26 protein-coding genes are annotated in these 23,427 nt (G+C 47.6%); 4 read left to right on the forward strand and 22 right to left on the reverse strand.

All coding sequences use genetic code 11. The features are described 5' to 3' along the window. Nucleotides 1-22: 22 nt before the first annotated feature. The gene (locus H6995_10060) at nucleotides 23-1,726 is read left to right on the forward strand and encodes a cation:proton antiporter (protein ID MCP5215339.1); all 1,704 of its coding nucleotides are present in this window, start codon (nucleotides 23-25) and stop codon (nucleotides 1,724-1,726) included. 50 nt (nucleotides 1,727-1,776) lie between these two features. On the opposite strand, the gene H6995_10065 is transcribed toward H6995_10060, so the two are convergent. The 11 genes from H6995_10065 to flhA all read right to left on the reverse strand — a co-directional run bounded on the left by H6995_10065 (nucleotide 1,777) and on the right by flhA (nucleotide 11,520). Continuing rightward, on the reverse strand, nucleotides 1,777-1,920 hold the full coding sequence (locus H6995_10065) for a hypothetical protein (protein ID MCP5215340.1): 144 nt from the start codon (nucleotides 1,918-1,920) through the stop codon (nucleotides 1,777-1,779). Between the two features lie 34 nt (nucleotides 1,921-1,954). After that, nucleotides 1,955-2,398 (reverse strand): winged helix-turn-helix transcriptional regulator, encoded by a 444-nt coding sequence (locus H6995_10070; protein ID MCP5215341.1) that lies wholly within the window; start codon nucleotides 2,396-2,398, stop codon nucleotides 1,955-1,957. Between the two features lie 290 nt (nucleotides 2,399-2,688). Continuing rightward, entirely contained in the window at nucleotides 2,689-3,273 is a 585-nt protein-coding gene (locus tag H6995_10075) for a YceI family protein (protein ID MCP5215342.1), read from the reverse strand. Between the two features lie 21 nt (nucleotides 3,274-3,294). Then, on the reverse strand, nucleotides 3,295-3,849 hold the full coding sequence (locus H6995_10080) for a cytochrome b (protein MCP5215343.1): 555 nt from the start codon (nucleotides 3,847-3,849) through the stop codon (nucleotides 3,295-3,297). A gap of 154 nt (nucleotides 3,850-4,003) precedes the next feature. Continuing rightward, nucleotides 4,004-4,657 carry a DUF2802 domain-containing protein gene (locus H6995_10085; GenBank protein MCP5215344.1) on the reverse strand — a complete coding sequence of 218 codons (654 nt, stop codon included), beginning with the start codon at nucleotides 4,655-4,657 and terminating at the stop codon, nucleotides 4,004-4,006. Further along, nucleotides 4,654-5,556 carry a flagellar motor protein MotD gene (gene motD, locus H6995_10090; protein MCP5215345.1) on the reverse strand — a complete coding sequence of 301 codons (903 nt, stop codon included), beginning with the start codon at nucleotides 5,554-5,556 and terminating at the stop codon, nucleotides 4,654-4,656. Before motD ends, H6995_10085 begins: the two co-directional genes overlap by 4 nt. 5 nt (nucleotides 5,557-5,561) lie before the next feature. Continuing rightward, complete coding sequence (locus H6995_10095) at nucleotides 5,562-6,305, reverse strand: flagellar motor protein (protein ID MCP5215346.1); 744 nt, start codon at nucleotides 6,303-6,305, stop codon at nucleotides 5,562-5,564. 81 nt (nucleotides 6,306-6,386) lie between these two features. Then, a complete protein-coding gene (locus tag H6995_10100; protein MCP5215347.1) occupies nucleotides 6,387-7,121 on the reverse strand; it encodes an RNA polymerase sigma factor FliA in 735 nt (244 codons plus the stop codon). 98 nt (nucleotides 7,122-7,219) lie between these two features. Then, nucleotides 7,220-8,044: a MinD/ParA family protein gene (locus H6995_10105; protein MCP5215348.1), complete on the reverse strand. Its 825-nt coding sequence runs from the start codon at nucleotides 8,042-8,044 to the stop codon at nucleotides 7,220-7,222. 40 nt (nucleotides 8,045-8,084) lie between these two features. Continuing rightward, a complete protein-coding gene (flhF, locus tag H6995_10110) occupies nucleotides 8,085-9,374 on the reverse strand; it encodes a flagellar biosynthesis protein FlhF (GenBank protein ID MCP5215349.1) in 1,290 nt (429 codons plus the stop codon). 31 nt (nucleotides 9,375-9,405) lie between these two features. Next, nucleotides 9,406-11,520, reverse strand: coding sequence for a flagellar biosynthesis protein FlhA (gene flhA / locus H6995_10115; protein MCP5215350.1), 2,115 nt, complete (start codon nucleotides 11,518-11,520; stop codon nucleotides 9,406-9,408). Between the two features lie 192 nt (nucleotides 11,521-11,712). Between flhA and H6995_10120 the strand changes: the two genes are divergently transcribed. Together H6995_10120 and H6995_10125 are read left to right on the forward strand one after the other, a co-directional pair. Continuing rightward, the gene (locus H6995_10120) at nucleotides 11,713-12,456 is read left to right on the forward strand and encodes a 4'-phosphopantetheinyl transferase superfamily protein (GenBank protein ID MCP5215351.1); all 744 of its coding nucleotides are present in this window, start codon (nucleotides 11,713-11,715) and stop codon (nucleotides 12,454-12,456) included. Nucleotides 12,457-12,469: 13 nt separating this feature from the next. After that, nucleotides 12,470-12,751, forward strand: coding sequence for a DUF167 domain-containing protein (locus H6995_10125; GenBank protein ID MCP5215352.1), 282 nt, complete (start codon nucleotides 12,470-12,472; stop codon nucleotides 12,749-12,751). Nucleotides 12,752-12,762: 11 nt separating this feature from the next. Here H6995_10125 and H6995_10130 read toward each other — a convergent pair whose 3' ends face one another. Then, complete coding sequence (locus tag H6995_10130; protein ID MCP5215353.1) at nucleotides 12,763-14,544, reverse strand: peroxiredoxin; 1,782 nt, start codon at nucleotides 14,542-14,544, stop codon at nucleotides 12,763-12,765. A 251-nt stretch (nucleotides 14,545-14,795) separates the two neighbouring features. Between H6995_10130 and H6995_10135 the strand changes: the two genes are divergently transcribed. Continuing rightward, a complete protein-coding gene (locus H6995_10135; GenBank protein MCP5215354.1) occupies nucleotides 14,796-15,236 on the forward strand; it encodes a hotdog fold thioesterase in 441 nt (146 codons plus the stop codon). Here H6995_10135 and H6995_10140 read toward each other — a convergent pair whose 3' ends face one another. The 10 genes from H6995_10140 to H6995_10185 form a co-directional block, all read right to left on the reverse strand. After that, entirely contained in the window at nucleotides 15,237-15,824 is a 588-nt protein-coding gene (locus H6995_10140) for a hypothetical protein (GenBank protein ID MCP5215355.1), read from the reverse strand. It abuts the gene before it with no gap. A gap of 143 nt (nucleotides 15,825-15,967) precedes the next feature. After that, complete coding sequence (gene flhB, locus H6995_10145; protein MCP5215356.1) at nucleotides 15,968-17,107, reverse strand: flagellar biosynthesis protein FlhB; 1,140 nt, start codon at nucleotides 17,105-17,107, stop codon at nucleotides 15,968-15,970. 38 nt (nucleotides 17,108-17,145) lie between these two features. After that, on the reverse strand, nucleotides 17,146-17,925 hold the full coding sequence (gene fliR, locus H6995_10150; protein ID MCP5215357.1) for a flagellar type III secretion system protein FliR: 780 nt from the start codon (nucleotides 17,923-17,925) through the stop codon (nucleotides 17,146-17,148). A 51-nt stretch (nucleotides 17,926-17,976) separates the two neighbouring features. Beyond that, the gene (gene fliQ / locus H6995_10155; protein ID MCP5215358.1) at nucleotides 17,977-18,246 is read right to left on the reverse strand and encodes a flagellar biosynthesis protein FliQ; all 270 of its coding nucleotides are present in this window, start codon (nucleotides 18,244-18,246) and stop codon (nucleotides 17,977-17,979) included. A gap of 42 nt (nucleotides 18,247-18,288) precedes the next feature. Further along, nucleotides 18,289-19,062 carry a flagellar type III secretion system pore protein FliP gene (gene fliP, locus H6995_10160; GenBank protein MCP5215359.1) on the reverse strand — a complete coding sequence of 258 codons (774 nt, stop codon included), beginning with the start codon at nucleotides 19,060-19,062 and terminating at the stop codon, nucleotides 18,289-18,291. A 24-nt stretch (nucleotides 19,063-19,086) separates the two neighbouring features. Next, nucleotides 19,087-19,512 (reverse strand): flagellar biosynthetic protein FliO, encoded by a 426-nt coding sequence (gene fliO / locus H6995_10165; protein MCP5215360.1) that lies wholly within the window; start codon nucleotides 19,510-19,512, stop codon nucleotides 19,087-19,089. A 30-nt stretch (nucleotides 19,513-19,542) separates the two neighbouring features. Further along, entirely contained in the window at nucleotides 19,543-19,962 is a 420-nt protein-coding gene (fliN, locus tag H6995_10170) for a flagellar motor switch protein FliN (GenBank protein ID MCP5215361.1), read from the reverse strand. A gap of 37 nt (nucleotides 19,963-19,999) precedes the next feature. Then, on the reverse strand, nucleotides 20,000-20,980 hold the full coding sequence (gene fliM, locus H6995_10175; protein ID MCP5215362.1) for a flagellar motor switch protein FliM: 981 nt from the start codon (nucleotides 20,978-20,980) through the stop codon (nucleotides 20,000-20,002). A 25-nt stretch (nucleotides 20,981-21,005) separates the two neighbouring features. Further along, a complete protein-coding gene (locus tag H6995_10180; GenBank protein ID MCP5215363.1) occupies nucleotides 21,006-21,533 on the reverse strand; it encodes a flagellar basal body-associated FliL family protein in 528 nt (175 codons plus the stop codon). Nucleotides 21,534-21,714: 181 nt separating this feature from the next. Beyond that, entirely contained in the window at nucleotides 21,715-23,403 is a 1,689-nt protein-coding gene (locus H6995_10185) for a flagellar hook-length control protein FliK (protein ID MCP5215364.1), read from the reverse strand. Nucleotides 23,404-23,427: the final 24 nt, after the last annotated feature.

Below are 23,427 nucleotides of genomic sequence, written 5' to 3' on the forward strand. Positions count from 1 at the left end.
CTCAAAAAATAACTAACAGCCTATGGTAGAGCATTTTTTTGAAGAACTGCTGGCGATCATGTGCGCATCGTTGTTAGCGACGGTACTCTTACAGCGCTTACGGTTACCCAATATCATTGCCTATCTGTTGGCTGGAAGTATCATCGGGCCGCATATTATGGGCTGGGTTGCACAGCCCTCTGACTTTGCATTTCTGGCTGAATTCGGTGTGGTATTTCTACTATTTGCTCTGGGCCTGGAGTTTTCATTACCTAAGCTCATTGCACTGCGCTCGTCGGTGTTCGGTCTCGGGGGCATACAGGTGGTATTCTGTACCTTGGCTTTTGGCGGCGCGGTTTGGTTGTGGGGAACCACACTCGAGGCTGCCATTATTATTGCGGGTGCACTCGCACTATCATCCACCGCGATAGTCACCAAAGAATTGAGCACTCTTAGAGAAGTGCACAGCCGCCATGGCCAATTGTCGATCGGCGTTTTACTATTTCAGGATTTGGCTGCGGTGCTCTTCCTCATTTTAGTTCCGGTGCTGGCGGGCAATGAATCAACATCGCTGCTGACGGCATTAGGCTCTGCCTTTGGTAAAGGCGTTTTCCTGGTCATCCTTCTGCTCAGCGTGGGTAAATGGTTGCTGCCACCACTCTATAAAGAAGTGGCGCTAGCAAAATCGGACGAGGTCTTTGTCCTCAGCACACTAGTCATAGTAATGCTGGCATCCTGGGTAACACACAGCTTTCATCTTTCGATGGCTCTGGGCGGTTTCGTCATTGGCATGATGCTGGGCGAAAGCCATTTCCGACATCAGATCAACAGCGACATCAGGGCCTTTAAAGATATTTTACTAGGGTTATTTTTTGTCACTATTGGCATGAATATCCAAGTTCAACTGCTCTTAGACTTCTGGCCTCGCATCCTTGTGTTTACCGCTACTCTGATACTGATCAAAACGATCTTAATCAGTTTTCTGGTAAAGCTGTCGGGGGATAGCAAAAATATCGCTGTACAAACCGGACTCAATCTCGCCCAGGCTGGAGAATTCGGTTTGGCGCTGCTAGCCTTGGGCGTAATGCATGGAGTACTGCCCGATGACCAAGCATCCTTTATTATCCTGGTTGCCATTTTTAGTATGGCCGTCAGCCCATTTTTAATTCGCTACAGCAACCAAATCAGCAGTTCTTTGTGGGCGCTGCTAGGCGACAAAAATGCTAAGAATATTAGCGATGAATATCGAGTCACCCTCCCTCAACTCGACCATGTCATCATCGGCGGCTTTGGTCGCGTGGGAAAAACAGTTGCCCGTCTACTTGAAGCCAATGCTATTGACTATATTGCTATCGATCAGAATATAGGGGTTGTGGGTAACGAACGCGGACGTGGGCACAATGTCGTTTACGGTGATTGCTCTAAAATGGAGATCTTGCACAGTTGCCATATTGGCTCGGCAAGGATGGCGATCCTTACCTTTAGTTCAATTGAAATGGCAAAAAATACCATCGAACAAATTCGAGCCAGTGGCTTCACCTTGCCCATCATCGCACGTTGTTGTGAGCACGGAGATTTTGCCGAGCTGCTATCGATTGGCGCCGATTATGTTGTGCCAGAAATGCTTGAGGCAAGCCTGGTTATTGGCGCCCAAGTGCTGGATTTACTAGAGATTTCCCAAAACGATATTGATAGCCAAATTGAGCTGGAGAGGTCTGAGCAACTCAGCAGTCGAGGTCGGTACTGACATCGGCAACGATACTGAGTAATTTACAGGGTTGAAAAATTCTATTTTTACTACGGCACCATATACTGCCGATTTTGGTTTTGATGCACCGTCAATTCTTCAATATTAAAATCGCTGTTCTCATCCCTATTAATATCGCTGTTCTCATCCCTATTAATATCGGCAAAATTTGGCGCATTAGTCATGCCTCGCATAGGGTGTGCTTCACGCGGAAAACTCTACAAATCCTTAACGAATAATTTTCTCTTCAATACGTGTTAAAGTATCTAAAAACTGTTTACGTTCGCTCGCTTCAAGATCAGATAACATATCTATTTCGACCGCCTCAGCCTTGGGTGTAATCTGCTGATAGATATCCTGCCCTTTTTTGGTCAAGCGCAGCACAATGCGCCTGCGATCCGCTTTATCCATACGCCGACTGATCATACCTTCGTCAATCAGGTTTGTCAGGGCGCGTGTCATTTGCACTTGGCTCAAATCCAACACTTCGGCTAACCCCTTCGCCGAAATTGGTGCGTAGGTAGCTACTGCGGCAATAAGCCGCCAATCAAACCCGCTTAAGCCAAATTTTTTGGCATAGAATTTTTCAAGAGAGAACCCCGCTTCTTGCGAAATCCGCCACAGTCGATAGACCAACCACTGTTCTATATTAAATTGCTGATTACTAGGCATTGTTTCGATAGCATCTGTTGTAAAGAAAAATAAGTACGCGCTTGGCACAGGAGAGCGGAAATCTTAGCATGAATCTATTTCAATCTGTATTTTTTTCATCCCACCCCGACCCTGTATAGCTAAACGAGCCATTCACGTCATTACTGCTCTCGACAATACGTCATCGGACAAAGCTCTCTGAATAGTTAAGTCACCTCTGATTAAGTTCCAAAAAAATACCCCGACAGGTATCAACCAGCGGGGTATTCTCATTTCTGCTTGTCTGGCTAGACAACAATGTGTTTGTGCGGTTAGCCGCCTTGACGCACTCCTTCAATCTGCAAATCAAACTCTACGTCGGTGGAGGCCGGCCCTAAATCAAAATCAATACCAAAATCCTTCAACGCTATTTTAGTTACCCCTGAGAACCCTTGACGATAACCTCCCCAGGGGTCGGGTCCACCGCCTACGGCATTTGCTTTAATAGCAATCGACTTGGTAACGCCGTGTAATGTCAAATCACCATGGATTATCGCTTCTCCCTCGCCCAAAGCCTCAACTCGAGTACTGACAAATTTAGCTATCGGGTATTTTTTTACCTCCAGAAAATCTCCTTCACGTAAATGTTTATCACGTTCAGCGTGATTGGTATCAACACTGGCAGGGTCAATATCAATAACAATTTTGGTTGCACTGACATTGTTTTCATCAAAACTAAATATACCTTCAAACTTATTAAAACGACCTGTTAACCAGCTATACCCCAAGTGTTTAATACGAAAATTAATGGACGCATGCATACCTTTTGAATCCACCACATAGTCCGCTGCGAACAACGACCCCGTTGCCAACATCAGTACCGTAAAAACAATAACCATCAATCGTCGTGTTTGCATTTTTCTCTCCTTCTTATGGGTTCATGGACGCCGGGACATTCCCAGCATACGTCTTAATGTTACATCCTTATCAAAGAAATGATGTTTCAACGCAGCAAATGTATGCAGCAACACCAAAGCCATCATTATCCAAGCAATAATTTCATGAATTTCTCCCGCAATATCTTCCTGGTGGTTAAAGGGATTAATAATAACCGGAATATTAAACCAGCCAAAAAATGTGACCCCTATATTATCAGCCGTAGCAATCAAATAACCGCTGCCAATAATGATTAACGCCAACAGATAAAGACTGGCATGCGCAATACGGGAAGTGACCTTTTCCCAGCGAGCGAGATTACCTGAAGGCTCAGGAATCGGATCAAACTGACGCCAGAAGTAACGGAAGATCAAAAGAAAAAGCACTAACAACCCGATACTTTTATGCAGCTCGGGGGCACGGTGATACCAAGGATCATAATATCCCAACTCTCGCATCCAAATGCCCATTATGAATAAACCAATAATCAGCAAGGCTATAATCCAGTGCATCGCGATAGCAACTAGGCCGTAAGAATTTTTTGTATTTTTTATCAGCATTTAGGCGCTACCGACTGGTTGGCTTGGAAAGGTTGTTCGCGTAAAACTCAGCATTAAAACACGAAACTGATTAAAAGTTCCGTCAATTGCCTGGAACAGCTATAAATAGCGGCTTCAATTGGGAACGGGAATTTAAAGCCTTCCAGGCAAACTATTCGCCTTTTGGTTGGTTCGCTCGTTCAATAGAAGATGTCTGTTCACTTTGATTTTCGATAGGTTCATCGTCACCCTCAATCGTATCTAACCTCTCAAGGCCATCTTCATCGGGAAGTGCATCTATTCCAGCAATGTCATCCATAAACTCGCGGTTTGTATTGGCCGATAGTTCACTAGTATCGACTCTATCTGGCTGATTAAATTGGTTATCGAATTGTGCTTTACTGTCACGAGTTGCTGTCCCAATTGGCTCAACCACTGGAGGCGAACTTTTGTGCAACAGCATTATCAAATCAGCTTCCGAACGCGAGAGCCCACACTGATTGACCAGCTGGTCGGCCGTAGCTCCACTGGCGACCATCCGAACGGCCTGATTATAAGGTAACGCACCGAGGTCACGCTGCTCCAACTGCTGTTGTTTTTCCCGCGTATCCTTCATATCTCTTTGCAGTTCATTCAATTGATTACCCATACCAAAACTGCCATCCAACAACGCAGACAACTCGTTTTCAAGCTTATCAATCCGCTCGCCAGAACTCTTTTGCAGTGCGGCAAGCTGCTCCTTTAGAAACACTGCCTTTAGCAGTGCAATGGTGCTTATTAGCGCCAACAGACCCAAGGCAAGCCAGAGGTAATTAAACACCATCATTTTTTCTTCTCATCTTTCGTAAACAAGAGTCCGCCACCTTCCAGCTCTAGTGTTTTAACGTTGTTTTTTTCCTTCAGAAAGGTATTATCCTCAGCCGATTCCGCCGTCGGCTCCCCCGCACCGCTGGCTGTGCGCCGCAAGTCTAAATCTTTGGATACCACCAACACGACTCGCCGGTTTTCGTTTCGCCCTTCAGCGGTCTCATTCGATGCAACCGGTTGATATTCGCCATATCCAATTGCCGCCATACGGTTTGCCTCCACACCGGCCTGCGCCAAAAGCCTGACGACGGTGGCGGAACGGGCAGAGGATAACTCCCAGTTAGAGGGGAAAACGGTTGAGCTTATCGGTACGTTATCGGTAAAACCTTCAACGCGAATGGGGTTTTTATAGCCGCTTAGAATCCCCGCTATTTCCTCCAGTATCGGTTGTGCTGCCGCACTGGGGGTGGCGCTGCCGCTGCCAAAAAGTAATCCAGAGCTTAAGGATATTTCAACCCAGGTTTCATTGCCGTTAATGGCAATTACCTTATCTTCAATCAGATCTGCAAAAGCTGATTCGACCTGCTCTGACAGCTGACCTAACTGGCTTTTTTGTGCCTGATCCGTATCGACTAAATCACCTTCTTTATTAGACTGACCGGGGAAATCAATCAGACTATTTTTCACATATTCACCCAACTCTACTAAATTGGAACTGGATGTCTGTTTTTTCTCCACCACATCGAATGCCCCAATCAAGGTCTTGGATAATACCTTATACTTACCCTCATTAACCGAAGAAATCGAATACATGACGACAAAGAACGCGAATAATAATGTAATAAAGTCCGAATAGGAGATTAACCAACGTTCGTGATTCTCCTGGTCATGGCTTGAATGAGGGTCGCGGCGAGGCATTCAATTTACCTCTTTAAGTAGCCTTGCAGTTTCATCTCAATGGCTCTGGGGTTTTCGCCTTCAGCGATGGCGACAACACCTTCAATAACCATTTCCCGATACTGATACTGATCCTGCACAACACTCTTTAGTTTACTTGCAATTGGCAAAAACAACAGGTTTGCCAACCCCACTCCATAAATGGTGGCGACAAAGGCGGTTGCAATACCCGAGCCCAGTTGGCTCGGATCAGCCAAATTGCGCATCACATGAATCAGCCCCATCACAGCACCGATAATGCCGATAGTGGGCGAGTACCCGCCCATACATTCAAAAAACCGGGCGCCCTGTAAATCCTTTTGCTCGGTCACAAAAAGATCAACCTCCATAATACGCCTGATCGCATCCGGCTCGGTACCATCTACCAGCAGCCTCAGCCCCTTTTGCGTAAAGTATTCAGTCTCGGCATCCACCAATGTTTCCAACCCCAGCAGACCTTCCTTACGCGCTGTCATACTCCAGCTGATCACTTTACTGACAGCGCCTGTAATATCCTGTTGCGGTGGTTTAAAAACCCAGATAAGAATAGTGAGAGCTCGTTTAAGATTCTCATAGGAGGTATGCAATATGGCTGCGCCCAAGGTGCCACCAATGACGATCAGTCCTGCGGGGGCATTAAACAAGGCTCCGATAGAACCACCTTCAATAAAGTTTCCGCCAAGCACTGCGACAAAGGCAAGGACAACACCAACTATACTTAACACATCCATTTATCTTCCTCAGTCATCTCTTAGCGAGGGCTTCAGTACCGATTCAGTACTTACCATAATCCGCAGCCTGCCTACCACAGCCTATTCATCTATATCACGCCAGTCCGTTAACCTTGCCTTCAAACGCAACGCGGCCTGACTATGAATTTGACTCACTCGCGACTCACTCACGCCCAAAACACTGCCTATTTCCTTAAGGTTCATTTCTTCTCGGTAATAAAGCGCCAGAACTAATTTTTCTCGCTCTGGTAACCCGGAGATTGCGCGCGCCAGGCAGGAACGAAAAAGCTGATTCTGTACATTATCCAGAGGCCCTTCGTCGGCGAAGCTACTCTGGGTTTCGGCGCAATTTTCATCATTTTCCTGCACCTCGTCAAAACTAAACAATCTCGTACCTGCGCTATCTTGCAAGTGGCTATAATAATCATCCAAACTAATATTCAGTTCCTTTGCTACCTCAGCATCATGCGCATCACGCCCGGTTCTGGATTCAATTGCTTTAATAGCGTCGGCAATACGTCGCGCATTACGGTGCACCGAGCGTGGCGCCCAATCATCCTTACGCACATCATCAAGCATCGCTCCGCGAATGCGTATCCCGGCATAGGTCTCAAAGCTAGCGCCCTTGGTCGCATCATACTTTCTAGCTGATTCAAGCAGCCCAATCATCCCCGCTTGGATCAGGTCATTAACCTGTACATTGGCTGGCAAACGGGCCAACAGGTGGTGAGCAATACGCTTGACCATAGGCGCATATTGCTCCACCAAAGCGGTTGCGTCGATGGCTGAGCTGCCAACTCCCGCCTGTGAGTACATTGTCAGCTTTTGCATTGGTAGCATAATGCTCTTACGTTGCTCTGTTGCATGCTAGTTAAGGTTAATAGCTTCTTTGAGTACTGGTGAAATTGGCAGAGTTAAACGCTAACCTCACTTTGTATCAGTCTTTCGATAAAAAATTCCAGGTGTCCCTTGGCAGATTTCGGCAATGGCCAAGCATCAACCGCATTCGCCAATTGCTTAAATGCCAAAGAGGATTTCGCTCGTGGATAGGCCTCATATACCGGTTGGCGTTTTTTTACCGATTTGACCAGCATTTCGTCATAAGGAATCGAGCCCACCCGCTTCAACGCCACATTTAAAAAGCGCTCGGACACTCTATTTAATTTCTCAAAAATTTCCCGCTCATCATCGGGTGAATGCACCATGTTGGCCAGAATATTAAACTTAAAAACGCCATGATCTCTGTTAAGTACTTTAATCAACGCGTAGGCATCGGTAATTGAGGTCGGCTCATTGCATACCACTACCAGCACTTCCTGAGCTGCCTGTACAAAACTGGTGACGGCATCAGAAATTCCCGCCGCGGTATCGACAATTAACACGTCCAGCTCTTTGTCTATTTCGCTGAACGCCTGGATGAGACCCGCATGCTCTGCTACCGTCAACGACACCATTGATCTAATCCCGGATGAGGCGGGAACAATTTTAATTCCCATCGGTCCTTCGACCATTACATCGGCAAGTGAGCATTCTCCGCTAAGCACATCCGCAATATTTTTTTTCGCTTCGATACCCAGCAGTACATCAACATTGGCTAAACCAAGATCCGCATCCATTAAAACCACGCGCCGACCCAGCTTTGCGAGTGCCAGGCTTAAATTCACGGAAACATTAGTTTTACCGATTCCGCCTTTACCGCCAGTCACGGCGATCACACGAACAGGATTAATAGTACTCATTAACAGGCGCTGCTCTCTGGCTGCAATCGGTTCATAATGATTAATTCCCAGCATACGCCCTCGAATTTGTCATGGGGCGCACCGTTTTAGTGATGTCAGGTACTTGAATGTCTGTTATTTTTTGCTGTTTAAACAACAACCTAATTAAACTTTCAGCATGCGCTGTCTGAAGGTCATCAGGAATGCTTTGTCCATTGGTAATATAGGCTACCGGCAGTGCTTTTTCTACCACTAGACTGATTACTTCTCCAAAACTCATGGTTTCATCAGTTTTACTCAGAATACAGGCGTCAATACGACTCTTTGCAAGTAGATCGTAGGCCGCCCGCAACGTCGAATCCTGGTTGGTGCAAGGTAATACCAGCAACTTCTTAATATTCACATTGGCGCTTTCCAATGCTTCGAGCTGCTGTCGGCGTTCATCATCTGCCTGTTGAAATCCAGCCGTATCAATCAGCACCAGTGATTTATCCCGTAATGAACGCAACACCTTATTCAAGTTAGTGTTCTCCTCCACTAATCTAACCGGCACATCAATGATCCGGCCTAATGCTTTTAACTGTTCGTAAGCCGCCAACCGATATCTATCGGTGGTAACTAACGCCAGCTCATCACGTCCGTGGCGTAGCGCGAAACGTACTGCCAACTTTGCAATGGTTGTTGTTTTACCCGCACCGGTTGGTCCGAGCAACGCAACAACACCCTGATTGAACTGGTTGTTATCAACAATTGGAATTTGCTTTCGAAGGATAGCAATTGCAGCCCGCCAGCCCTCTTCAATAGTGATATGCTGTGCCACCTGCCGTGCAATGGGCCTCGTCACTTTAGTGCTCAACCGATATTTTTCAAAACGCTGCATGACAGCGGCCTCAACCGGATTTCTTGCGTTCCAGTTCTCCCGTGTCATCTGCTCCATCTGATCCTTTAGCAGGAAGCGCAAACTTTCAATTTCTGATCGCATCGCTGCCATCAAATCCTCATCCAGATTTTTTTGCGGGTTCGATTGCAGATGCTGATTCAGCAGCGCCTCAAAAGCCGAGTCCAATTGATTTTGAGAGTGCCCAGCCTTTGACGCTGCCGATGGAATGGAATGTGAATGCTTAGCGCCAGCGTCCATAGCACTCGTTTTTGTCGAAGCTTCGTCGCTAGACACAGCAAAAGTAGTCGCGTCGTAATCCAGCGCCGTTAATATCTCGACACCACCGGGCACGCGCTTGTTTGATAAAATCACCGCCTCGGGTCCCAGCTCTTCTCGAATTTGCTTCAAGGCTTGGCGCATGTCTTGGGCTATGTATCGTCTTACTTGCATCTTACTAGTTTCAGTTTTCATCGAGTTTAACTCCTAGACCCATATGCAGGCGCTAATTTCTGCCTACCGTTGCAATGATGGTAACTTGTCGATTATCGGGAATTTCCTGATAGGACAGGACTTGAACATTTTGTAATCCAAAGCGCACAAAGCGCGCCATTAACGGCCTAATAGGAGCTGCCACGAGTAAGACCGGCGGTTTACCAATCAGCTCTTGTTTCTCCGCAGCTTTGGCCAACGAACTCTGTAGTCTTTCCGCCATACTTGGCTCAAGCACCGCAGAGTCCTCTGCGACATCACCTAATTGTTGCGCCTGTTGCACCGACTTCATCAGCAGCTGCTCCAATGCGGAGTCCAGGGTAATCACCTCTAGCATGGCCTGGCTGCCAACGATTCCCTGTACGATTGACCGCGCCAGCGCAATTCTCACAACGGAAGTCAACGTACCCGGATCCTGTGTTCTGGGAGCAACTTCGGCGATGGCTTCAGCAATGGTGCGGATATCGCGGATCGGAACCTGTTCCAAGAGTAAATTTTGCAGAATTTTGAGTAACACACTGTGAGGAATTAACGTTGGCACTAAGTCCTCCGCCAATCGCGGCGAACTCTTACCTAATAGCTCCATCAGTTGCTGTACTTCTTCATGCCCTAACAGCTCGTGCGCATGCTTTTGCATAATATGGTTAAGGTGCGTAGCGATTACGGTGCTAGCGTCGACCACCGTGAAACCCAGGGTTTGGGCATGTGATTTTTGTCCTTCTTCAATCCAAACGGCATCCAGCCCAAAGGCTGGGTCTTTGCCTGGAATGCCATTTAACTGCCCGAAAACCTGTCCTGGATTGATGGCCAGCTCACGGTCAGGGTGTATTTCCGCTTCTGCCAGATTGACACCCATCAAGGTAATTTGATAATGATTCGGCGCAAGATCCAGGTTGTCGCGAATATGGACTGTTGGCATTAAGAAACCTAAATCCTGGGACAGCTTGCGCCGTATACCCTTTATCCGCCCTAGCAGTTGCCCACCTTGGGTTTTATCCACCAGGGGAATGAGTCGATAACCGACTTCTAGCCCGATCATATCGACCGGCATGACATCATCCCAACTCAATTCTTTAACTTTTTCTTGCGCTGGCACCGCCTGCAAGGCCTGCTTACGATCACCTTCAGCCTGTGCTTCTGCTTGGATTTTCCGGTGTGAAATCCAATAAGCGCCACTACCCGCTATCAGGGCTAAACCTAAAAATGCCACATGTGGCATGCCCGGAACCAGTCCCATCACCGTCAAAATCACGGCGGCAACCGCCAGCGCTTTCGGCGAAGCAAACATTTGACTAGTAATTTGTTTCGCCATTTCATGCTCGGAGTTTACCCGTGTCACCATGATAGCAGCGGCAGTTGAAAGCAAGAGAGCAGGAATCTGTGCCACTAATCCGTCGCCGATGGTCAATAATGAGTAATAGCGCATTGCGGTACTGAAATCTAAATCATGCTGTGCCATACCAATACTGAGACCGCCGATGATATTGATCATCAGAATCAGTAAGCCAGCCACAGCATCACCACGTACAAACTTGCTGGCACCATCCATCGCACCATAAAAATCCGCTTCGCGCGCCACTTCAACGCGACGCTGTTTAGCCTCGTCCTGGCTAATCAGGCCAGCATTCATGTCCGCGTCAATAGCCATTTGCTTACCGGGCATAGAATCCAAGGTAAAACGCGCGCTGACCTCTGAAATTCGTCCGGCACCCTTAGTCACCACCACAAAGTTAATAATGATCAGGATCAAAAACACCACCAGACCCACCACATAATTGCCACCAATCACGACGGAACCAAAGGCTTCAATCACCTTTCCAGCGGCGTCACCACCTTCGTGACCCTGTAACAACACCACCCGCGTTGATGCCACATTCAGCGCTAAACGTAACAGCGTTGCAACCAGTAGCACCGTAGGAAAAACTGCAAAATCTAACGGGCGCAGCGAATAAACACCAACTAACAGAACTACCAGTGCCAAAGTAATATTGAAGGAGAACAGCACATCCAGTAAAAAAGGTGGCACTGGCAGGGTCATCATCGCCAACACCACGAGCAACAACAGCGGAATCAGAAAATTACCCTGCGCTGCGATTCTAAAGTTGTTTAAAATTACCTGCTGGTTCATACCACCCCGTGCATAAAACACTGCCATCCATACGCGCATCAAAATATTGACGCTTTTGATCCTCACAAAGGAACCCTGCAAAAAGCTTTCCAGCTTTACCAATTCGGTCAACTATTTTTTAACGGCTATCCCCATCCCTGCCTCTTTAGGCTATCCTTGGTCTCAGAAATTTAATGAGGAAATCGATTCAAAGTGCCCTCGACGACACGCTCATTACCGAACAACTCGTTGCACATCTGGCAAATACCGCTTGCTTCCAGCTCAATATATGCGAAGGAAGATTTCGAGCTACTCGGAAAGGAGGAAAAGAAACGCGCGGAGGCAATCCACGATAGTATTGCAAAGCAGCGATTTGTAAGGACTCATGTTGCCGTTCGATCTATTTTAGCGGGCTACCTAGGCATTCCCGTTGTGCAGCTCCGACTCGCTAATACGGCACTGAATAAACCCATACTAATGCCCGACCTATACGACCGGGATATCCGCTTCAATCTGTCACACTCTGGGGATCAGGCAGCACTTGCGGTGGCACTTGACATCGACCTGGGTATTGACCTGGAGCAGGTCAATATCAAAAGAAATATTTTGGGAATCGCTCGTCGTTATTTTTCGGAAGCGACTGTTGCTGCCATCATGGCACAAGCAGAACCCCAAAGAAAACTCAGCTTCTTGTTAGCCTGGACACAGTATGAAGCCTATAAAAAAGCGCAAGGACTAGGGCTACGCGGTGGCGATCCCAAACTGACACTTTGCCTCGATGAATTTACTGAGAATCAATTCCGTCCGTTGTTTACAGAACAACAGCCTTGTTTATGGCAGGTTGCTGCGTTGCGAGTAATGGCTGGATGGGTTGGCGCGGTGGTCATGCCGCAGAACGATGTATCAGTCATTATTGATTACTTTAACTATGAGGACATTGGCAGAAATACCCTGTGAAGTTAAAACCAAAATGAAATTAAAACTAAAAATAGTACCTGGCGCCGCCCAGGACAGTATCGCCGGATGGTTAGGGGATGCGCTAAAAGTACGCGTCAGAGCCCCTGCCGAAAAAGGCAAAGCAAATACAGCCGTCGAAAAGCTAGTTGCTTCGGCGCTTAAACTACCTCAAGCGAACGTCACCATCACAGTAGGAAAGACCTCCGCGCATAAGATTATGGAAATAACCGGACTGAGCAAAACTGAAGTGATTGCCAAGCTTGAAGGTAACCCAGAAATTGGCAAAACCCGTTGAGATACCTCTTTCTAGAATCGCGAGTCAAAAACATAGAGCCGTAACAATAACCCGATCATTCCTAAAAGAAGCAATACCAGCGTTCCCGGGGCGGGCACCTGTGCTTGTAACATAAACATAGTCTCCGGCATTCCGGTATAACTGGTATTTCGTTCGATAATATCGTTAAGATGGGTATGCTGTTCAAACATGGGGTCAATCATAAGCAGATCTTCCATTTCAGCCGCATTAAGAAACGCAAACCGGTCGCCATCACGCAAGCGAGCAAACTGATCCGCCAAAATTCGCCAAAAGGTTTCACCAACCATACCACCGTTATAGTGTTGTTCGGCCAACCCACCAACCCAGAGATCAACCGCATCGATGTCACCACCATAAACGCTGCTAAACAATGCCGCTAGCTCTAAATCGCCAGCGGTAATATCGGTAAAATCTGTCGCTCGTCCCAAGCCATATAATTCTCGATAATCATTGTAGCTCGCCAGACCATGATCTCGACCGCGTTGAATATTAAGAGACGCAAGATCAAACCCACCCGCGCCGGGGTGACCAAAAAGGAAATTACGCACATCATCAACAATTCTAGTGTCAACTTCCTGAGCAGGTTGCAGCAACATGCCAATTAACAGCGTATCAATGCCGTTGTTAATGATTTCCTGAGGATTGAAAAAAGCATCCCTAAGCGCAATGCTATTTGCGCTTGAAATATCCAAATCATGGCTACGCAATAACGCTGCCGGCAGCATGGTATGGCCGACCCGGAAAGCCGCAGTGGAAAAGGCGTTGGTAATCCCCGGATTAACACTCTCATCATAGCCACTATAGGTCGGCAAGGCGTTATCCCCCAGCAACACAGGGATAAATTCATCATAGGTAATCTTTTGTATCTGCGCACCCACCACTTTACGCGCGGCTTCATAGATAAAATCACCCTGATTATTGATACCATTACCTATCGCAAGAATCGCCGAATCCCGCATGGAAGAAAGCAGCGGGTCAATACCACTATCGAGTCGACTTTTAATTTCATCGGCAAGTCGATTATGTTCGCGCATAAAAAGTGTATGAGTAGCGGTTAGCCCGATTTGCTCATTAGCCCGGATATCTCCAGCAATAAAAAAGTCCGCCGCCGTGCCAGGCCCCGGCATAGCATTTTCAAGGCCACTGGTATTAAACGGCAGCAGAACTTCACCATTGGCAGCATTGCTGGTTCTAAGCTTGCCGCTGCCGTCAAACGCCCGCAAATCGGCAGCCCGCAATGCATCGGAGCCATAAACGTTAGAGCCGTCGATAAAGGCGGTTATCTGATTAATCTGCTGACGCGGCCCGCTACCGGCTGTATTGAAGATAGAACGATCAAGGTGGATGAGCTTATTGCCCTCTGCAGCCGGATCAAAGCTAGGGTCGCCCATAGGAACTACAATATTAAACGGCTCAGCGGAATTCGAGCCAGTCAAATCCAAATCGTGATCGATAAACTGACCCCACTGCCAAAGCCAACTACTTACGCCCCTGGCGCTGGGCATAACCACAGACTGTGCAGCGAGTGCATTACTGATTGCTCTGGCGCTAGGAAGACTAGTACCGCTGGCTCCACCTCTTGGCTCTGAAACGCCATCATCATAGGCTGCCGGAAGTAGCCGTAACAGTTCACTGTTGGCACTTGCATTAATAGTGTTGACTAAATTATTACCCGTACCATCGATCTGTCTGATTTCGATAGCGGTAGCATGACTACTTAAAAATAGCGTTAAAGCAAGGCCAACAACGAAGAGCGCTTTTATTCCGATCATTCGTATCCCGTGCATATTATTTGTCCCAAAATTGGCTCAGACACTTCTCTTCCCGATAAAACTGGTCACCCCAATGACACTAGGTTTTCTAACCTACTTTTTTAAAGCATAAATTACGCCAAAAATTTTAATTTCCTTTATTAACAACCTGTTATAGGGTATTGAAATATTTTTAGCAGAAATTTTGAAGTAAGTATGTAAGTATTGCTGACAGTGCCCATTTGAATCGGTTTAAATGAAGGTAGCCCTTGATGACAAAATCAACCCAAGATGAAATTGTTGAATTCATGGCAAAAGACCCCTTTGCCAAATTCCTAGGAGCAACAATGGAGATTGTTGCGCCGGGGCATAGCCGGGTATCGCTCACTGTGACTAAGGATATGGTTAATTTCCACGGCATGACCCATGGCGGATTGGTATTTTCACTGGGCGACATGGCCTTCGCTGCAGCCAGTAATTCTCGCGGCCAAATGGCCGTAGCCTTGAATGTTGATATCGTCTTCCTGAAAGCAACTAAACCGGGAGACCAGCTAGTTGCCGAAGCGATTGAACAACACCAGAGTGGCCGCACGGCGCTTTACGACATTATCGTGCGAGATCAAACAGGTGAAATGGTCGCTAAAAGCCAGAACTTGGTCTATCGCAAAAAGGAATGGTTTATGGGTGGGCCGGAAATGGAAGACAAACGCTGATTAAAATAAAGAAATTCTTCGACACAGCGGGCCATAGCCAAACAGGAAAAGTCGTCGATGCTGGTCCGCCGAGGATTCCACGGTCACCGCATGTTCGTACGTTCGCACCGGGTCAAGCATCTGGTACTGATCAGGTAATAATTCAGAATAGGCTATGCCTTTCTCGAACTCGATGGTGATCCAGAGATTTTCGGCTGCCCCACCCACGTAATACTCCTGTGCCGGCATCACCTTAGGCCCCTCCCAAACACCACCTTGGTAATACTCTTCCTTAATGCGTATACCCTGAAAATCCCAGACTCTCGCCCCGACTTTATTATCTTCGTCTTCATACACATACTCATCCACTAATGCCGCATGCGCTTGCAGTTTCGCCACTGCCTGGAGCTTTAAATCCTCTGCCCCTTCGGAATAATCAAAATCAAAAAAGGTTAGCCAAGAACCCATCGGCAAGTTTTGTAATTGACCCTGCTTCAGTTTAATCACAAGATGTGGCGTCTGTTTCGAACAGGCTGAGCTGAGGAGACTGATGCTGAGTATGAGAAGAACGGCTTTAGGCCAGCTCAAATAGTTAAAATGCGTTCTCACAACGGCCAACCTAGATACTTTATAGTGGTTCGCTGCGTTGTTTTTACGAAGGGCATTACTTGTTTTTCACTCGTTTGGCATCGAATCACATGGATTTTAGCCTAGATTAGAATTCACACACAAATATAAGACGGCTTCAGTTGTTATTTATCACGCCGCAAATTTTCTGGAATCTCCATCTCCGGCAATTTACCCGGCCGTTGGCCTTTACCCTGTTTGAACCTTTTTAACTGGAACACATAAGCCAACACTTGCGCCACTGCCACATAGAGCCCGGCTGGAATCTGTTGGTCAATTTCAGTACTGTAGAAAACCGCTCGTGCCAGCGGCGGAGAAGCCAGAATCGGCACCTTGTGCGCCAGCGCAATCTCACGAATTTTTTGGGCAACCAAATCAGCACCTTTCGCCACCAATACCGGAGCGCCCATCTGATTCGAGTTGTAGCGAAGCGCTACCGCAAAGTGCTCGGGGTTAGTAATCACCACATCAGCCTCTGGTACGGCTGACATCATTCGGCGTTGCGACATATCATACTGAAGCTGTCTGATGCGGCTCCTCACCTCTGGCTTGCCTTCAGTGTTCTTCATTTCATCCTTCACTTCTTGGCGAGTCATTTTCAGCTTGCGCGTATGATCATAAAGTTGGAAGGGTATATCGATGGCGGCAATGATCAGCATTGTGCAGCTCAAACCCAGCACAGCCCAGCCCACCACGTCGAGAGAAGTCACCATCGCCGCTACCGTATCCTGTTTCCCAATGCTAATGATCTCAGGCGATAGTGCGAGTAATATGAGAATAGCCAAGGCGACCACCAACACCACTTTAGCAATACTCTTTAGGAGTTCCATCAGCGCCCGCACCGCGAACATCCGTTTCAGACCTTTGAGCAAGCTCAGCCGGCTCCACTGCGGCGCCAGCGCTTTCGCGCTTAACACCCAACCGCCCAGCGCCAACGGGCCAAGGATAGCGGCCAAAATCAATACCGTAAAAACCGGCAACAATGAAACCAAGCTTTCAACCATAGAAGCACTGAGGTGTATCGCCATGAAATCCACTTCAAAGATATCCCGCCGATCCAGTACAAGATTGTAACGCATCATTCGCGCTAAGCCCGCAACAATAACTCCGCCGAAGAGAATCATACCAACTGCACCGCCGATTAAAATTGCGGCGGTGTTGAGCTCTTTAGAGCGGGCGATGTCACCCTTTTCGCGCGCGTCAGAACGACGTTTCGGAGTTGCTTCCTCCGAGCGTTCCTGACTGGAATCCTGCTCTTCTGCCACCGGCTAGAACCTCTTACGATGTAACGGAGAATACATTTTCACGGCATCCCTATTAACTGCCGCATCATCACCATACCTTCCTCAGCAATTGTCTGGTATTGCGGCAAAAATCCGGACAGGCTGATAAAGACAATCAGCAAGCCAAATAACATGGTGAACGGAAACCCCAACGAGAAGATATTCAATTGCGGCGCGGCACGGTTCATAATGCCAAAAGCAAAGTTAACGACCAGTAATGCCGTTACTGCAGGTAACGCAATAATCACCGCGCCCGCAAACATCCAAGCCCCCCAGGCAACAATTTGCCAAAGTATGCCGACATCAAATAACGTTAGACTTACCGGTATAACTCTAAAACTTTCCACTAACACATCAATGACGACCAAATGCCCATTCATCGATAAAAACAAAAGCATCGTTAACATCAAATAAAACTGACTGAGCACTGCAACGGATACCCCATTCACCGGGTCGGCAATGGAGGCGAAGCCTAGCCCCATCTGGTAGGAAATCATTTGTCCCGCGACAATGAATATCTGAAATAACAATTGCAGTGCAAAGGCCATGACAACACCTAAGAGCACCTGTTGTCCAATCAACAGATATGCTGCAATGGACAAGCCATCGACACGTGGCATATCTGGCAGCAATGGCGCCACAACCAAGGTCACAACAATACTAAGCCCTAACCGCACCCGCATCGGCACTAACTGAGTACCGATGACTGGCATTGCCATAAAAAAAGCACTGATGCGGAAAAAAGGCCACAGGAATCGGCCAAGCCATGCAGTCAGTTCACCGACTGGAATTTCCAGCATCATCAATTCCTATTACTAAAATTAACCAATTCGCGACCAACCCTTTCACAGCTAGCCAATTAAAGCCGGAATATCACTGAATATGCGCTCCGCAAATTCCAACAGTCGACTAATCAACCAAGGGCCAGCCGCCATAATGGTCAAGAGGGTGATGAGTAACCGCGGCAAAAAGCTCAGGGTCTGTTCATTGATCTGTGTCGCGGCCTGAAACATGCTGATCACTAAACCCACCAATAAGCTTGGCACCACAATCACTGCGACCATCACCACCGCTAAAAAAAGCGCCTCACCAAATAATCCGGTCACTACTTCAGGCGTCATATGAGCTCCTCGCTGACCCGTTAGATGGCCTGCTATTATTCCTCAAATCCCATAACTCGCGGCTAGGGAGCCAATCACCATTGCCCAACCATCCACCAGCACAAACAGCATGATTTTGAAGGGTAACGAAATAATAATGGGCGACATCATCATCATACCCATGGCCATCAATACACTGGCCACCACTAAATCGATCACCAGAAAGGGAATAAAAATCATAAACCCGATCTGAAAGGCCGTTTTTAACTCACTGGTCACAAAGGCTGGCACTAGAATTCTAAAGGGAACCGTCTTCGGATCATCGAGCTGACCGATATTAGCAATGCGGGCAAATAAAGACAGGTCGCTTTCCCGTGTTTGTCCGAGCATAAATTCCCGAAAGGGGCCAGCCGCTTCTTGTACCGCCTGCAACGGCTGCAGTTCGGAGTTGAGATAGGGTTGCAGTGCCGTTTCATTTACCTTTTCGAACACCGGCGTCATGATAAAAATGGTTAGAAACAGCGTAAGGCCCAGCAGAATTTGATTCGAGGGCGTTTGCTGCAATCCCAAAGCTTGGCGGAGGATAGCGAAGACGATAATGATACGCGTGAATGAAGTCATCATCATTAACAGCGCTGGCAATAGTGTCAACGCCGTCATTATGAAGAGGATTTGGATGGTCACACTATAGTTCTGAGTACCATCCGCGTCCGTCGTCAAGGTTATAGCCGGGATACCAAGGGGGTCGGCTGCTAGCGCCAAAGGCGCGATCGGCAACAACGCGAAAACCGTCGAGGCGCGCAATAAAGGTTTTAATAACGATAACAATAAAGGCATATGCACCAACAAAAAAATGTCACATTACTGACGTGACATTAACTGATGCAATTTCTGTGCAAATTCTGAATTCTTGCCAAATGAAGGGGTAAATTGAGTGGCGTCAACCACCGGTTCGTCAAAACAATGAAGGGTGGAAATTTGGGTGGCGGTGACGCCCAGCAAGAGCTGCTTGCCGCCGACCTCGACCAAACAAATACGCTCCCGGGTACCCATGGGTAAGACCGAAATCACTTTAATTGCGCCATTCGCCGCATTGGGTATAGCGCCTAGGCGCTTAATCAACCAAGCACAGCCAAATATCAACACCAGAACAAAGGCTAAACCCAGCATCACGGTAATGATATCAGCGCTGGCGACCCCCGGCTTACTCGCCTCCTCCGCATAGACATAATTCGTGCTGAGGCTGAGCAGCGTCAGGCGCCTAAATATTACTTGCAATGGTTTCATAAGGGCCAAGTGTCGAATTATTGACGCGCCTTAACGCAATTTTTTAATACGTTCTGACGGACTCACGACATCCGTCAAGCGAATACCAAACTTATCATTCACCACCACGACTTCGCCGTGGGCAATGAGGGTGCCATTGACCCGTACATCAAGTGGCTCTCCGGCCAAACGATCCAGTTCAATGACGGAACCTTGATTGAGCTGTAGCAGGTTACGGATAGTGATATCGGTATTACCAACCTCCATAGAAATGCTGACAGGAATATCCAAAATAACATCCAGTTCCGGTGTCGCTGTGTTCACACGGCGGCCCTCATCACGTAGTTCCTCGAGATTAGCAGGTTCAGCGGCTGTTCGCTGCTCGGATTCCTGCCAGTCCTGCTCAACCGCTGACTCTTCAGCGCTATCCACCGCAACCTCCTCTTCAACTTGGTTATCTTCGTCCGCCATACAGTTCTCCTAACCCAGTCCACACCGCCACAAAGAGCTAATTGGGACGTTTAATTTGAGAGATAATTTTCAGCGCCAGATGCTGATTCGAGATACCTAACCGCGTTTCAAAAATAGGTACACCGTTCACCGATAAAGTATGGGTATCTGGCATGTTAATGGGAATCACATCGCCAGCTTTAAAACTCAATATCTCGCGCAGGGTGATTTTACGCTCAGCAATTCTGCAATTAATGGGCACATGCGCGTACAGGATGTCTTTTTTCAGGGCTTGCCCCCAACGTTCATCCGTATCTTCCACATCAGCCTGAACACCCGCATCAAGGGTCTCTCTTACGGGTTCCAGCATAGAATAGGGAATCGCGATCTGAAACTTTCCCTTAGACTCGCCCACGCCAATTTCAAAAGTACTAAGGACAACAACTTCACTGGGATTAATAATATTCGCCATCGCCGGATTCGACTCCGTACCAGTAAACTCGAAATCCACCGGCATCACCGTTTTCCAGGCTTCTTTCATATCAATAAAGGCTTGATCCAGCACCTTTCTAATAATACGTAACTCGGTGGAGGTAAACTCTCTTTCCTCCACATTAACCTCACGATCACCACCGCCAAAAAACTTATCCACCAACTTAACCACCAGTTCGGCATGTAGCACAAACAGCGCCGTGCCACGCAATGGTCGAATCTTTACCATGTTCAAACTGGTGGGCATGGCAAAGGTCTGCATATACTCAGAAAATTTAATACTCTCAATCGCGCAAGCTGTCACTTCTACAGTTTCACGCAACATGTTGAACATACTCAGTTTGGTATGCCGCACAAAACGCTCATTAATCATTTCTAGCGTTGGTAAGCGGCCACGGACGATATGATCCTGCCGAGTAAAATCGTAGGCTTCTGTGCTCCGGTGCTGCACTGGTTCTGACGGAGCTTCTACCGCCACCCGACCTTCATCGACACCGTTTAAAAGGACATCGATTTCGTCCTTCGATAAAAGCTCATCTACCGACATACTGGCAATCCTGCTCCGAGTCTCACTATTGCATTACAAAATTGGTAAACAACACCTGCTCTATACCTGGCGAACCGATTTCCTTTTGTAAAAAACTCTGCACCGTTTTAGTGGCATCCTCGTTCATTTTCAACAGTCCTTCTTGTGTCTGTAACACCTGTATTTGCTGGCTTCCAAACAGTTGATTGAGGTCATTTTTAACAACTGGCTCATGCTTCTTAAGGGTATCCATGGCATGTTGGTCTTTGCCTTTAATAGTGACATCCACCTGCATATGGCGCTGTCTGCCGCTACTTTGAATATTTACGACAAAGGGTTTTTCGAGTCTAAAATAAATTGATTGGACCTTTTTGTTCTCTATCCCCGCCACCTCAGTGGTGGTTTCTTTGTCGCCGCCAATAAAAAAGTAACCCGCAATCGCACTAACCCCAATCCCTAAAAGAACAGCGGCAATAATAATGATCCGTTTATTACTGCTCTTTTTAGATTCATCCTCTACCTCTAATACTTCTTCCTCTTTCGCTTTACCTTTCTGTTTACCTTTAACTGCCATAATTTTCCCTGCGATATGATTTTTTTTCGTGGCTAGCTCATGGGGAATTGATCATTAAACAATCACTCCATCAAACCATGCCTCAGTATCACTAACTATAGCAACAATCCCTATGACGAGAGAACTTCATGCCTAAATAAAAGCTGTTATTTTTATTCAACAAAACGCTTCCGAGGTGGCTTTAAACATAGTAATCCACCAAAGAATTAGTCTCTGCAACCCGCACCAAGGTTGCTTCAGCACCTTGGTCTTGAGCAAACTCAGCGACAAAATTGGACTGAGACGATTCCGATGTCGACTCTCTCTCTTGCGAACCCGATTGATCGGACACGTTAACATCAACTAAACCCAAGCCGTTAGATTCAAGCATATCGCGCAAACGTTGTACCGACAGCTCTAGCGCATCACGAACCGAGGCGTGCTGGCTGGTAAAATGAATACTGGTCTGCTCGTTATTCACTCTAATCTTAACTTCCACCGGCCCCAGCTCCTGCGGATTGAGTTGCAGCTCCGCCGCTCTGATACCATTACCTGCCAACCAGGTAATACGCTGAGCCACCACTTGACTCCAGGCAGCAGAATCGACTGGTGGTTGAATATTCACGGCCATAGTGGCACGTGGCGCGGCGTTTAATCCCGCGCCGCTTAATCCCTGAATAGCCTGCGTCAGGCTGTGTAGCCTAGCGGGGGTTAGCGCGTCTGTAGCTAATGCCGGATCTTTATCCGTTACACTTGGTAATTGCGCAACCACAGGATCGACACCTCTTCTCGCTTCGCTCAGCCACTGTTTGAGTTCGAATCCGAAGGGCAGCTGTCGAGCAGAACTCTGTGTCGTCAGCTCTGGCTTCAACTCCCCAGTGATATTTAAATCTATTTTCTTAGCCTCTTTAATGCTCCCGTCATTACCGAGAGGAGGCAACTGCACCGATTCATCCAGTCTCTGTGTTAACGGCGCCGATGCTTGCTTAACTTGATCCTGCGCGGTCAGTGGCGCTGTAACCGATGCCGCCACTGTGGCCAGTGCAACGGCGTCCGAACTCCCCGCCACAAGGACATTCTGATCGAGCACGGCTTTTTTATCCGCAGCGTCCAATTCAACATTTATACCCTCTCCCGGCACAACCTCAGGCGTCTCTGAGGTTAAATTCGAGTCGTTTTCCAATCCAACCTGATTCCCTGCCACAGCCGCCGGATTGATTGCCGCGAGCAAGCTGGCCTCTGCACCAGCAACAGATTCTTCCCGCATCCCGTCCGCTTTAACCGCTGCATCTTCCAGGGTTAGATCGCCATTATTAATATCCACCACTGCTAACAGCGGGCTGTTTTCTGCTGCTGTCGAATGCTCTGGGGCCAACTGATCTTTCGAGTTCAACGCATTTTCTAACAATGATATATCTTCAGCCCCACCGTCACTTGGCTCAAGCAGTGACTTCGACTCCGGCAAGACTGAGGTTGAAGCTGCGAGTGGCTGACCTTCGATCAATGGTTCCAGCTTAATATTCATCTTTTCTTGCGACGGATTAAATTCTTTGGCCTTTAGCTCAGCAGCTTCACTTTGCTCAGGCGGCAACCTATTGCCGCCAGCGACCGCCGCTTTTCCGCTCGCTTCGGTTTTCGTCTTGGCTGGCAACGTCTCACTTGTAGACTCTTCAGACGCTGATTTAACTTCCCTTTTGCCCTCAGGACGACTGGTTTCGGGTGTTTTATTGTCTCTGGCAGATGCTTCCTTCTGTTTCGCTGACAACAGCTCATTAAAAGAATTTTTTCTATCATTTGAATCAGTTAGCGTCGATTTCTCGCGGCGGGACTGGCTAGTCTTAAGTGCCTCTGAATTGAGCAATACGTCAGTTGGCCGATTGATGGCAGTCATAGTTGTCTCCAGCAAAAGCGGTAT

The sequence above is a fragment of the Pseudomonadales bacterium genome (assembly GCA_024234615.1).
Taxonomy (GTDB): Bacteria; Pseudomonadota; Gammaproteobacteria; order Pseudomonadales; family IMCC2047; genus JAJFKB01.

Bases quoted from the DNA above. Each gene is read 5' to 3' on its own strand.
- H6995_10100 (MCP5215347.1), bottom strand. From the start codon at position 7,121: ATGTACTCACAGGCGGGAGTTGGCAGCTCAGCCATCGACGCAACCGCT.
- fliN (MCP5215361.1), bottom strand. From the start codon at position 19,962: ATGGCGGACGAAGATAACCAAGTTGAAGAGGAGGTTGCGGTGGATAGC.
- fliQ (MCP5215358.1), bottom strand. From the start codon at position 18,246: ATGACGCCTGAAGTAGTGACCGGATTATTTGGTGAGGCGCTTTTTTTA.
- H6995_10075 (MCP5215342.1), bottom strand. From the start codon at position 3,273: ATGCAAACACGACGATTGATGGTTATTGTTTTTACGGTACTGATGTTG.
- H6995_10130 (MCP5215353.1), bottom strand. From the start codon at position 14,544: ATGATCGGAATAAAAGCGCTCTTCGTTGTTGGCCTTGCTTTAACGCTA.
- H6995_10085 (MCP5215344.1), bottom strand. From the start codon at position 4,657: ATGATGGTGTTTAATTACCTCTGGCTTGCCTTGGGTCTGTTGGCGCTA.
- flhA (MCP5215350.1), bottom strand. From the start codon at position 11,520: ATGAACCAGCAGGTAATTTTAAACAACTTTAGAATCGCAGCGCAGGGT.
- H6995_10125 (MCP5215352.1), top strand. From the start codon at position 12,470: ATGAAATTAAAACTAAAAATAGTACCTGGCGCCGCCCAGGACAGTATC.
- H6995_10180 (MCP5215363.1), bottom strand. From the start codon at position 21,533: ATGGCAGTTAAAGGTAAACAGAAAGGTAAAGCGAAAGAGGAAGAAGTA.
- H6995_10185 (MCP5215364.1), bottom strand. From the start codon at position 23,403: ATGACTGCCATCAATCGGCCAACTGACGTATTGCTCAATTCAGAGGCA.
- H6995_10065 (MCP5215340.1), bottom strand. From the start codon at position 1,920: ATGCGAGGCATGACTAATGCGCCAAATTTTGCCGATATTAATAGGGAT.
- fliP (MCP5215359.1), bottom strand. From the start codon at position 19,062: ATGCCTTTATTGTTATCGTTATTAAAACCTTTATTGCGCGCCTCGACG.
- H6995_10060 (MCP5215339.1), top strand. From the start codon at position 23: ATGGTAGAGCATTTTTTTGAAGAACTGCTGGCGATCATGTGCGCATCG.
- H6995_10105 (MCP5215348.1), bottom strand. From the start codon at position 8,044: ATGAGTACTATTAATCCTGTTCGTGTGATCGCCGTGACTGGCGGTAAA.
- H6995_10135 (MCP5215354.1), top strand. From the start codon at position 14,796: ATGACAAAATCAACCCAAGATGAAATTGTTGAATTCATGGCAAAAGAC.
- fliO (MCP5215360.1), bottom strand. From the start codon at position 19,512: ATGAAACCATTGCAAGTAATATTTAGGCGCCTGACGCTGCTCAGCCTC.
- motD (MCP5215345.1), bottom strand. From the start codon at position 5,556: ATGCCTCGCCGCGACCCTCATTCAAGCCATGACCAGGAGAATCACGAA.
- fliR (MCP5215357.1), bottom strand. From the start codon at position 17,925: ATGCTGGAAATTCCAGTCGGTGAACTGACTGCATGGCTTGGCCGATTC.
- fliM (MCP5215362.1), bottom strand. From the start codon at position 20,980: ATGTCGGTAGATGAGCTTTTATCGAAGGACGAAATCGATGTCCTTTTA.
- H6995_10070 (MCP5215341.1), bottom strand. From the start codon at position 2,398: ATGCCTAGTAATCAGCAATTTAATATAGAACAGTGGTTGGTCTATCGA.
- H6995_10095 (MCP5215346.1), bottom strand. From the start codon at position 6,305: ATGGATGTGTTAAGTATAGTTGGTGTTGTCCTTGCCTTTGTCGCAGTG.
- flhF (MCP5215349.1), bottom strand. From the start codon at position 9,374: ATGAAAACTGAAACTAGTAAGATGCAAGTAAGACGATACATAGCCCAA.